Origin of the sequence: Streptomyces murinus, assembly GCF_002154555.1 — a bacterium.
GTDB classification, from domain to species: domain Bacteria; phylum Actinomycetota; class Actinomycetes; order Streptomycetales; family Streptomycetaceae; genus Streptomyces; species Streptomyces murinus.
On sequence record NZ_MUNF01000678.1, the window covers coordinates 1 to 11084 of the forward strand.

Annotated in this window: 8 protein-coding genes, 2 tRNA genes and 2 pseudogenes; 8 read left to right on the top strand and 4 right to left on the bottom strand. The window is 65.5% G+C overall.

The window, feature by feature from the left end:
• Nucleotides 1-42: 42 nt before the first annotated feature.
• Nucleotides 43-954, bottom strand: coding sequence for a LysR family transcriptional regulator (locus tag CCN72_RS32855; RefSeq protein WP_158101459.1), 912 nt, complete (start codon nucleotides 952-954; stop codon nucleotides 43-45).
• 280 nt (nucleotides 955-1234) lie between these two features.
• Between CCN72_RS32855 and CCN72_RS32860 the strand changes: the two genes are divergently transcribed.
• From CCN72_RS32860 to CCN72_RS32870, 3 genes are all read left to right on the top strand, one after another.
• Entirely contained in the window at nucleotides 1235-1864 is a 630-nt protein-coding gene (locus tag CCN72_RS32860; RefSeq protein WP_158101460.1) for a TetR/AcrR family transcriptional regulator, read from the top strand.
• Between the two features lie 74 nt (nucleotides 1865-1938).
• Nucleotides 1939-2014 (top strand) — tRNA-Arg (locus CCN72_RS32865).
• A gap of 119 nt (nucleotides 2015-2133) precedes the next feature.
• Nucleotides 2134-2991: a hypothetical protein gene (locus CCN72_RS32870; RefSeq protein ID WP_143664278.1), complete on the top strand. Its 858-nt coding sequence runs from the start codon at nucleotides 2134-2136 to the stop codon at nucleotides 2989-2991.
• Here CCN72_RS32870 and CCN72_RS32875 read toward each other — a convergent pair.
• Complete coding sequence (locus tag CCN72_RS32875) at nucleotides 2979-3329, bottom strand: hypothetical protein (RefSeq protein WP_208638166.1); 351 nt, start codon at nucleotides 3327-3329, stop codon at nucleotides 2979-2981. The two genes, CCN72_RS32870 and CCN72_RS32875, sit on opposite strands and share 13 nt — an antisense overlap.
• Before the next feature lie 463 nt (nucleotides 3330-3792).
• On the opposite strand from CCN72_RS32875, the gene CCN72_RS32885 reads away from it, so the two are divergent.
• From CCN72_RS32885 to CCN72_RS32905, 5 genes are all read left to right on the top strand, one after another.
• Nucleotides 3793-5136, top strand: coding sequence for an NsdA family TPR-like regulatory protein (locus tag CCN72_RS32885; RefSeq protein ID WP_086811879.1), 1344 nt, complete (start codon nucleotides 3793-3795; stop codon nucleotides 5134-5136).
• 72 nt (nucleotides 5137-5208) lie between these two features.
• Nucleotides 5209-6381 carry a serine hydrolase domain-containing protein gene (locus CCN72_RS32890; RefSeq protein ID WP_086811881.1) on the top strand — a complete coding sequence of 391 codons (1173 nt, stop codon included), beginning with the start codon at nucleotides 5209-5211 and terminating at the stop codon, nucleotides 6379-6381.
• 311 nt (nucleotides 6382-6692) lie between these two features.
• Entirely contained in the window at nucleotides 6693-6944 is a 252-nt protein-coding gene (locus CCN72_RS32895; protein ID WP_086811887.1) for a hypothetical protein, read from the top strand.
• A 279-nt stretch (nucleotides 6945-7223) separates the two neighbouring features.
• Nucleotides 7224-8798: an SIR2 family protein gene (locus CCN72_RS32900; protein WP_086811883.1), complete on the top strand. Its 1575-nt coding sequence runs from the start codon at nucleotides 7224-7226 to the stop codon at nucleotides 8796-8798.
• 218 nt (nucleotides 8799-9016) lie between these two features.
• Nucleotides 9017-9128: transfer RNA gene (locus CCN72_RS32905), tRNA-Arg, on the top strand.
• Nucleotides 9129-9274: 146 nt separating this feature from the next.
• On the opposite strand, the pseudogene cdgB reads toward CCN72_RS32905, so the two are convergent.
• A pseudogene (gene cdgB / locus CCN72_RS40990) lies at nucleotides 9275-10198 on the bottom strand (diguanylate cyclase CdgB); the annotation flags it as partial.
• 222 nt (nucleotides 10199-10420) lie between these two features.
• Nucleotides 10421-11047, bottom strand: a pseudogene (locus CCN72_RS40995) (caspase, EACC1-associated type); the annotation flags it as partial.
• Nucleotides 11048-11084: the final 37 nt, after the last annotated feature.

Consider the following 11084-nt stretch of genomic DNA (forward strand, 5'->3'; position numbering starts at 1 on the left):
CCCCCACTCCCCCCGTACCCTCACGTTCCCCTTCTCTCAGGCTCAACTCGCTATGCCGCTCGTGACGCATGAGGTGCCGGGCCGGGCGGGCTGGAGACTGCCCGGCGGGCGGAGCAGCTGGAAGTGCGGGATCACATGGGCGGGGGTGACCCCGGCGTTCCAGATGAGCTCGGACATCACCGGGGACAGCGCGGAGGGCTGCATCTCCGTCAACTGCCCCGATTCCAGCTGGGGTGCGACCGCGATGGCCGGCACCACGCCCACACCCATGCCACCCAGCACGGAGGACTTCACGCCGTCCACGCTGCCCACCTGCTGGACCCGGACGCGCCCGAGCCGGGGCAGCACCTCCTTCTCGGCGATGTCCCGGTAGACACAGCCCGGCGCGGTGACCAGGAGCCGCTCGGGACGCGCCACCGACTCGGGCGTGCCCACCAGGACGGCCCGGTCGGTCCACAGATGCCGGCGGTCGTCGCCCTCGGCCGCGCGCACCGACGTCGGCAGGGGCGCCGAGTTGATGAGGGCTGCGGCGAGTTCGCCCCGGCCGACCTGGTCGCGCAGCTGGGCGACCGAGCCGACGAAGATCTGGGTCTCCAGGTTCGGCATGAGCCGGCGGAGCGTGCGCAGGAAGCTCGGCAGCCGGTAGGTGCACAGGGACGCCGTCGCGCCGATGCTCAGGGTGCTGGGCCGGTCCTCCGCGGCGGCGGCCACCGCTGCCTGCGCCTGGGCCAGTTTGTCCAGGATATCCGTCGCGTACTCCAGGAATCGGGTACCGGCCCTCGTGAGCCGGTTCACCGACGCCCCGCGCTCCAACAGCGAAGCCCCCAGGGCGCGTTCGAGCGCCTGGAGGTGACTGGTGACCGTCGAACGCGCGTAACCGAGCCGTTCCGCGGCCTCGGCGAGGGTGTTGCTCTGCGCTACGGCCACGAATGTCTCGAGCCTCTGAACATCCACCTTGCAGTCTCCTTCCGGCCCGGCTCTCGCAGGGCGTGCTGCCTGCCATCCGACTCGGCACGAGGACGACCTTGAGTCAACTTTGAACCACGATACATCTCTGCCCCTGAGTTCATCTACGAACAACTCGCGAATCCGGGGTTCCCCATACTTCGACTGTGAACTATCCATGTACTGTGGTATAAGAACGAGCGGGGGCGGGACGCCCGAGCGGACGGCGCACTCAGCTGCGGCGCATGTCTCTGTCCTGGTACCGGCATCGCGCGTACAGGAGGAAGAGATGAACACGTCCCCGACCGAGAGCGAGGCCCAGCCCCTGGGGCGCCGCGGGCGAAACAAGATCAAGATAAAAGAGCGCCTGTACACGGCGGCGCTGGAACTCTTCGCCGAGCAGGGCTACGACCAGACGTCCGTCGACGAGATCGCCGAACGCGCCGACGTGGCCCGCGGCACCTTCTTCAACCACTTCCCGCGCAAGGAAGACCTGATCGGCACCTGGGGCGAACGCCGCCGGGAACGCCTGGTCAGCATCATGGCGGACGCCTTCCCCGACCGGACGGGCGCCGCGGACCGGCTGCGCCGCTGCATGACCGTCCTGGGCCACATCAACGAGGAAGAACACGACCGTACGGCCGCGATGCTGGTCGCCTGGGTCAAGGCCGGCCGCCCCCTGAGGGAGGAGCCCTACGTCGCCGAACTCTTCGCCGAGATCGTCGAGGACGGCCGCAGAACCGGCGAACTGCGCGAGGACGTCATCCCCCAACAGGTGGGCAACGTCCTGCGGGACATATACCTGGGCACCCTGTACCGCTGGTTCCGCGAGGCCGAGAACGAGCCCGAGGGCCGCCTGGAACAGGAACTGGTGCAGGCGTCAGAACTCCTGCTGAACGGCATCGTGACCCGCGCCTGACTCCCACCCCTCCCCCGGCGACCGAACCCGACGTCCACCCGATCCCCGATCCGGTACCCTGTGGGTCGAGCCCCGCCTTCGTAGCTCAGGGGATAGAGCACCGCTCTCCTAAAGCGGGTGTCGCAGGTTCGAATCCTGCCGGGGGCACCAGTTCAGAGGCCTCGGACCGATCTCGGTCCGAGGCTTCTGGCGTCTGTTTCTGGCATCCCCGCGAGAGCCCGATCCATCTGGCGCACGGCTCTCGCTGCCTCGCTGCTACGGTCGCGGGTATGACGCTCTCGGCCTCCATGAGTCAGGCTGTTGACCTACGCGTAAAGCCAGTTGATGAGGTTCTGGACCGCGTCGCGCGCTCTCTTCACGTGCGATTCCTCTTGGACACGGTGGTGCGCAAGCGCCGGTCCGTGGGCGCCCGGACGGACCGCGAGACCTGGGTCCGCATCGAACGACGCCTGCTCGACAAGATCACCGATCAAGGATGGAACGGCGCGGAGTGCGCCGCCCGCCTCTATGGCGTCGCCCAGCCTGCATGGCAGGGATGCGTGGTCTGGCGGGACACGGACGAACCGGTGATGTGGCGGGCCGACGAGACCGATCTCCTGCCGGCGCCTCCCGTCGGAAACGCCATTCTGAGTGAGGCCCCGGAACTCCCGGACGAGTGGTGGGACGGGTTGAACGCCTCACTGGACGCGCTGACCGCGCACCGGACGAGGCGGCTCGCCACACCCGACACCGAGACCATCACCCAGGCGTCGGTCACCGAGTCCATCCGAGCCGTCTTCTCTGGCGACTTCGACACGACCGTCCAGCGTTGGGTGCCGGCCCATGCCGACCTGAACTGGGCCAACATCACGGCCCCGGTGTTCAGCCTCTTCGACTGGGAGGACTGGGGGAACGCCCCGCAAGGACTGGACTCCGCCTCGCTGTGGGGGAGTTCGCTTGCCGTCCCGTCTTTGGCCGATCGCGTACAGCACGAGCGTCAGCGGGACTTCGAGAGCCGGGACGGCAAGCTGATGACGCTGTTCGTCTGCTCGAAGATGCTCGGGCCGTACGCGCACCCGGCGGATCCTCGGCTGGAGCCCGCGCGGCGCATGGCCGAGCAGGTCATCGAGGAGCTTCAGGCGGACTGATCACGCGAGCGGTCACGGAGGAGCCCGCGGTACTCCTGGACGGTCCGCTCCTCCACCTGGCCTGCCAGGGCTCCGACGAGTTCCTCCAGGTGGGTCGGTTCGTCGGTGCCCACGGCGATGGAGTCGACCCGCGGGAGGTGGAAGGCGGTTCTGAACGCTGCCTGGACGCGGGAGAGCCGACCGCAGTCGTGAAGGAATAGGCGCGGGTCGATCCTGTCCCACACCGAGGCCCGGGTGCTGCCTCCGAAGGGGCTCATCCCCCAGGCCTCGCCATCGCCCAGACCCCACGCATCGATGAAGGTGTCCGCCGCGCCCAGCGTTCTGGCGCCGACCAGCAAGCCGGCGCGGACAGGGTGACGGTGATCGGCCCCGCCCCGTGGACCACCGCGTTGGTGATGAGCTCCGAGGCGACGAGCCGGACGGCGTCGGCAGTCTCCTCGTCCAGCGGCACACCCCATGCACGCACCTTGTCGACGATCTCGTGCCGAGCCAGGGGCACCTCGGATTCGATACCCGCGAGCATGAACCGGTGGACTTGCGTGGGCATGGCGGACGCCTCCGAAGAGCTGGAGAGCGGCTCCATCACCGACGGGGCCGCGGGAATGGAGCTGCCGATCTGAGGAACCGATCCGCGAGCACTCCAATCGAGTTCGCTCGTCGGCGGCTGATACTCAGTCAACGGCGCTGCCCCGCCCACCGGAACGTTTCCATGGGGTTTCTCCTGGCGACGCTCTCCCCCCACGCTCGGACACGGGAAGTAGCCTTCCCACTACGCCTTGAGGGGACGACAGGAGCGATGACGTGCCTACCGAGCCGTTAGCAGTCCACCCGCTGGCCTTCCTGCTCCAGACACATGGATGGGGCAAGGCCCAATTCGCCCGGCTCATGCAGGAACACGGGAGGAAACTCGGGATCCCGCTCGCGACCAACCGGACGACTGTCTGGAAGTGGGCACAGGGCCAGGAGCCGGACGCGGACGCCCAGCGCGTCCTCGCCGACCTGCTGGGCGTCCCGTACGAGCAGGCGCGTGCGGAGGGGTGGCCACGTTGGCTCCCCGTCTGGGAGGTGACCGGCCTCACCGCTCCGTGGACAGAGGCCGGTACGGTCGAGGCGTTGTCCGATCTGGTGGGGAGTGGGCGGATGGATCGCAGAGGCTTCCTCACCATCACGGAAGCCGCCTTGACCGGTCTCGCGGCGTGCTGGGTGGACGCGCCCTCCGCCATGGCCTCGGCGCTCAAAGGTGACCGGGTCACGGACACTATGGTCTCGACGATCGAGCAGCGCATCAGCACCCTCCGCACGCTCGACGACCAGTTGGGAGGCGCTCGACTGCTGGAACAGGCGCGAGGCGACCTGGCTCTGGTCACCGGCCTCCTCGGCGGTGGCCGTTACACGGACAAAGTCAGACTCCGGCTGTACGCGCTGGCGGCTCGCGTGTCGCACCTGACCGGATGGATGGCCTACGACGCCGGCCTACGATCCGCAGGCCAGCGCTATTACGTCGGCGCCCTGCGCAGCGCCCGCACCACCGGCGACGACGCCTTCGGCGCCTTCGTCCTCGCGGAGATGGGCGTGCACGTCTCCGAAGCGGGGCGTACCGCTGAGCGTGTCGACCTCATCTCGACCGCCATCGACAACGCGCCACGCTCTCTGTCGCCCCGCACCCAGTCGTTCCTCTACTTGCACAAGGCAGAGGCCCTCTCACGCGACGGCGACCACCGCGAGGCCGGCGCGGCCCTCAACCATGCCACCCTCCTGTGGGAACGCCAGATGACGGACGACAACCCTGACTGGCTCGACTGGTTCGGTGAGGCACAACTGCGGTCGACCGAGGGAAAGGTCCTGTTGCGCTCGGGTCAGGTGGAACGCGCGACCAGTTCCCTGGAGGCCTCCGTGACGAGAGCCGCCCCCCGGGACAAGGCGGTACGGTCAAGCCGTCTCGCTGAGGCACGGCTCGCCGGCGGCGACCTGGAGGGTGCGTTGGACGCCGCGAACTACGGCGCCGAACTCTTGGAGGACAACGTCAGCTCCATCCGGGCCCTGAACCGCCTCAAGGAGTTCTCCACACGGCTTGAGCCGCACAGGTCCGTTCCCTCCGTCCTCGACTTCCGCGAACGTCTGCAGGAACTGACCGTCGCCGTTTGATGTCGACCGCCTGAGCACCGGGGACGAGCCCGTCCCGGTGAAGAGGGCCGCACGACTGCCAGGATGTCCGACATGACGACGATCTACGGTCAGGTGGCACCCGGGTACGAGTCGGTGCGCGCGGCGTTCATGGAGAACTTCACCCGGCACGGAGACCTCGGTGCGGCGGTGTGCGTGTACCGGAACGGCCGACCGGTGGTGGACCTGTGGGGTGGCGTGGCCGACGCCGAGACCGGTCGTCCCTGGACGCGGGACACGCTGCAACTGGTCTACTCGGCCACCAAGGGCGCGACCTCCACCGCGGCGCACATGCTGGCCGAGCGCGGAGAGCTCGACCTGGACGCTCCTGTCGCGAAGTACTGGCCGGAGTTCGCCGCGAACGGCAAGGCGGACATCCCGGTGCGCTGGCTCCTGTCCCACCAGGCCGGCCTGGTCGCGCTGGATCGGCCGGTGCCGTTGAAGGATGCGCTGGCGTGGCACCCGATGGTGACAGCGTTGGCCGCTCAACGCCCCCTCTGGACTCCGGGCACAGCGCACGGATATCACGGCCGGACCTGGGGCTGGCTGGTCGGCGAAGTGATCCGACGGGTGTCCGGCCGCTCGCCGGGCCGCTTCTTCGCCGACGAGATCGCTGTGCCTCTCGGCCTGGACTTCTTCATCGGCTTGCCCGCCGACGAACGCGGCCGAGTCAGCCGCCTGGTGTATCAGCGGCCGGACGTCGACCTCACCGCCCTGCCCACCGAGTCGGTCCCCGAGAAACTCCGCGAACAGGTCGCCGCCTGGCGGGACTCGAACTCATTCAGCAACCGGGCCTACGCGGTCACCGACCCAGCCGAGATCGACTTCGACTCACCGGAAGTACAGGCTGCCGAGCTCCCCGCCTCCAACGGCATCGGCACCGCACACGCTCTTGCGCGCATGTACGCTGCGCTGATCGGCGAGGTGGACGGCGTGCGCCTGCTCACCCCCGCCACCCTGGCATCGGCGACCAAGGAGCAGGCCAGCGGCAAGGACCAGGTCATGCTCATCCCGAGCCGCTTCAGCGCCGGGTACATGCTGGCCACAGAGAGCAACCCGATGATCGGGCCACGCTCTTTCGGTCACACTGGCCGAGGCGGGTCGCTCGCCTTCGCTGATCCGGAGCATGGTGTTGCCTTCGGATACGCGATGAACAAGATCATCGCTGGTGATGAGGATGCGCGTGCTGCCGCACTGGTCGACGCGGTGCGGAGATCACTGTCATAGTCGGCCGTGAGCAGATCGCTTGGTGACTCCGCTCGGCCGGATCGGCACCTGCCTATCCACGAACAACTCCAAACGCCGGGCCAGGCCGACGAGTTCTCTTGCGTGCCGAGCCGTACACGGTGTCAGTGAACCATGCCGATACATGAATCACTTGGACGCTCCGCCCGGTGCTCTACCTGCCACTCACACACCGCCAAGGAGTCGAACTCCCCCCTTGCGCATACGACTTCAGGCCCCGCGACAGTCCCCTATCAGTTGACGATCGGTGCCCGACCTCGCGCCTGAGGCCGGCCCTCAGGCATGCTCAACACATGAGCGCCTACAGCAGCGACCTGGACCTGAACGTCACAGACGCCACGGGCAACGGCGTCGAAGTGGACGTGGCAACGAACCTGCTGAACGGCACCGTGCGACTGTCCCTGCTCTGGACTCAGGAGATCTACCTCCACCCCGACGACGCCGAACGAGTAGCTCAGTCACTGCTACGAGCTGCCGCTCACGGCCGCCAGGTCGCGAAAGACCGCCGCTCGGGATTTGAGGGAACCTCCAGCCCAAGCCAGTAAGTTACAACTTTCTCCACTGGTTCAAGGCGGCTCGCTCCGCTCCCCGCACGCGGCCCGGCCCCCAGCCGGGCCTGTGCTCCTGCCTCCGTCCCGCTCCAGCCCGGCCGGCGGCCGTGCCGCGCTGTCGTAATCAGCCGCCTGACCTCAGAGAAGGGGTACGTCGTGGCTGGGGCGGTCGAGAACAGAAATGTGTCCACTACATCAAGTAAATGAACTTCCTGCCCGGGAACATGAACAGACACGCCATCAAGTGGGCGCCATCAGCGTACAGTGCGTCGCATGACCGTAGTACGCGCCAAGTTGGCCACCCACTTGCACCGATTTTCAACACCGTTTCTGTTCGTCGGCTCGGGTCTGTCTCGACGCTACATCGGCACAGAAGACTGGGAGGGCCTGCTGCGTCGGTTCGCAAGCCTCACCCCTCGTCCGTACGAGTTCTACAAAACCAGCGCTAACGGGCACCTGCCCACCGTTGCATCAAAGATTGCGGAAGTCTTTCACGAGATCTGGTGGGAAAAGGAAGAATTCTCCGCAAGCCGGAGGGACTGGTCTTCTTCTCTTCAAGGGGTCGAATCGGCCTTGAAGGTAGAAATCGCCAAGCACCTCTCGAAGATGCCATCACTTGACACGCTCACGGAACCACTTTCAACTGAAATTACGCTTCTCAAGCAAGCAGTAGTCGACGGCATCATTACCACCAATTACGACCCTCTACTCGAAACGACCTTCCCCGACTTCCACACTTTCGCCGGGCAAGACGAGCTGCTGTTCTCCACATCTCAAGGGATCGGGGAGATCTACAAAATCCACGGCAGCTACTCCGCCCCCGACAGCCTAGTCCTGACCGCTAAGGACTATGCCAATTTCGAGGAGAGGAACGCATACCTTGCAGCCAAGTTGATGACAATCTTCGTTGAGCACCCAGTAATTTTTCTGGCGTACTCACTTGGAGACCAAAACGTGAAGATGATCTTGCAGTCCATTGCAAGGTGCTTGACTCAAGATAATATCGAGAACCTGAGAGACCGCCTCATTTTCGTTCAGTGGGAACCGAGCGCCGAGCCTTCGGTAGATCCGTACACGATCATGATTAATGATTATCCTCTCTCAGTTCTCAGGGTGACGGTTAATGATTTCGTAGACGTCTTCGCGATCCTCTCAGAACTGAAGAGGTCATTTCCGGCTAAGCTTTTGCGTCGACTTAAGGAGCAAGTCTACGGCCTTGTCCTTGCAGACGATCCACACAACCGCCTGGTCGTTGCCGATATCGACGACAAGGCGCGAAGCGAGGACATTGAGGTGGTTTTCGGTGTCGGAGTCCATGCCAAAATTGGGAAGCAAGGGTACATCGGACTCACGAGATGGGACATTATCGAAGATGTAGTGGACGGAAAGTCCGAATTCGAGGCAGGCTCAATAGTCACTCAGGTGCTCCCAGGCCTGCTTAAGGGATCGGGGAATCTTCCTGTTTACAAGTACCTAGCAGAGTACAATGCTCTAGACGAGTCCGGAAACGTGAAAACGGATCTCGTCATCGATCCCAGAATTACGAGTATGGCCGAGAAGAGCAAGGATGGAATCTCCACCGGAGAAGCATACAAAAAGAACTCATCGCGTTTCCTTGATGGGGTTCTTGGCATCGCTGACCTTCTGGAGAAGAAAGGCGTATATGGTGTCATTAACTATGGGGTCTACCTTAACCCTGAGATTGTTTCGATCGATGAGCTGCGCAGCTTCCTGGAGACGCACAAGCATCTGAAAGATGAGACGTGGGGAGCCACACAGTACGTCAAACTCACATGCTTTCTCGATTGGCTCTCCTATGGGCGTCGGAACCAGAAGCAACCTGATTAAGAACATTCGTGCCCGTCGTCACGGGACCGGCCGTCGCGGGTTGCTCTGGTCGACGGCGCAAACCAGTAGCGTGGCTAAGGCCGGTGGGGGTGCAGCGAGGCATACGCGTACACGGTCGGTCGACGCACCCGCCGTCGTGGCTGGCTGTCGTCGGCTCAGGTTCGTGCCACTGCCGTGCCAGATGCAGCGGTCAGTCACGGTCAACGAAGGTTTCCAGCGGTCGAGTTGCTGGGTATCTCACCAGTCATCGAAGCCCCAGGTCACCAGCACGACACCCCAGCCTCTCTCCTAAAGCGGGTGTCGCAGGTTCGAATCCTGCCGGGGGCACCAGTTCAGAGGCCTCGGACCGATTTTGGTCCGGGGCCTTTGGTGTCTACTTTTGACTTCGACGCAAGCGGTCGCTGACGACCGAGGCGCCCGCGCAGCAAGCGGTCTGCTTATGGAGCAGTCTCGATGGTGCCCGGGGGTCTATGGCCCTCGATGTCCTCGATGTGTGTCAGGAGGTAGCGGGGGCCGTCTGCGGTGTCTGCGACGACGGAGTTGCGCATGGAGACCCAGATGAACGAGCCGTCACGGCGCCCGAGGCGCAGCTCGGCGCGGCCTCCTTCGGCCGAGGCGCGTAGCAGGGTTCCGATGTCCTCGGGATGCACGAGATCGGAGAAGGAGTACCGGCGCATCGTGGACGCGGGCCGGCCGAGCAGCCGGCACAGCGCGTCGTTGGTCCGCAGGAAGCGACCGTGCTGCTCGCCCCCCATCTCGGAGATGGCCATACCGCTGGGCGCGTACTCGAACGCCTGCCGGAACGACTCCTCGCTGGCCCGCAGTGCCTGCTGCTCCCGCTCCAGGCGTACCAGGGCCCGCTGCATGTTCCCGCGCAGCTGGGCGTTGCTTATCGCGACTGCCGCGTGGGCGGCGTAGACCTGAAGCGCCTCCTGGCCCCACGCCCCGGGGTGCCGTCCGTTGCGTGGCCGGTCGACCGAGATGACGCCGAGGAGTTCCCCCTCACGCTCCCGCGGCAGATACATCGGTGCGAACAGCCGGTCGGCGGGGTGCCATGCGTCGTCACACTGGAGTACGGGCCCATCGGTGAACAACTGCGGGACGTCGTCGTTGTCGAGAACCCAGCCTTCGGTGTACGGGATGAAGCGGAGCGAGCCCCATCTCTCCCCCATGGTGAGGCGTCGTTCCCAGGAGGCACGCGAGCCCACTCGGCCGGTGATCAGGGCACCGGTGGCAGGGCTGCCTGAGGTGGCGGCGACGACCAGGTCACCGTCCGGACGCACCAGATTGACGGCGGCGAGTTCGTACCCGAGTCCGGCGACGACGCCGTCGGCAACGGACTGAAGGGTGTCGGCGAGGCTCTGCGCGGGCGACACCTGGGTGATGAGCTGGTCGAGCAGGCTCCGGAGGCTGGCGAGTCGGACATACGGTTCCGTCTCGGTGGCGGTCGATTCCGCGTCATACCCGTCGGACGTCTGCGTCGCACTCCAGTTGTCCCAGCCGCGCTGCGGATTCACGTCCACAGCCCGGAAAGCCGTGTTGCGAAGGAACGGTGCCTTGCCCAGGCTGTCGCGGCAGAGCCGGTGCGGCTCGGGTAGGGCCTTCAGGCCGAGTTCGACCCGTAATCGCTGGTAGATGGTGTCCAGATCGAGGAATTCGCCGCCTTCCAGGACACCGTCCTTGATCAGTCTGATCAGTTCGCCTGTGAACGCGGTGAACGGCTCGCCGGGCGGGGACAGGGCGACCGCGTTCTCGGCGGCCGCGGCGAGCAGGAAGGTGCCCTCGACCTCCAGTTCGGCTCCGGCGGACTGGATGCCGAAGGTACGCGCGCTGTAGCAGCAGTCCGCGACGAGGATCCGTCGGGCGGCGGTGCTGTGCTCGATCGACCGGCGGATCCATTCGTAGGGGACGGCCGTGTCATGCACGGACATCCGGTCGCTGTCCCCGACGGCCAAGTGCAGTTGGCCCGTCCTTGATTCGATCAGCCCGTGCCCCGCGTAGTACACCAGCAGGGTGTCCTTGGCGGCTTCCGCCGCGTCCGCCACGGCCTTGGAGAGCTGACGCGGTGTCCGCGGGTCGAGAACCACATGGCAGTTCTCTGGAGGAAGTCCCCAGATCTCCTGCTGGGCAAAGAGATCCGCGAGAGTCCTCACTCCCTTCTCGACAGCGGGCAGACCGGGCAGCATGTCGAATGCGCCGACTCCTATGAGTACCGCGCGCGAGGTCGCGGGGTCAGGCGGATTCGCCACGTCCGTCCCTCTGCCTTTCGGTCCGGTCGTCTTGTTC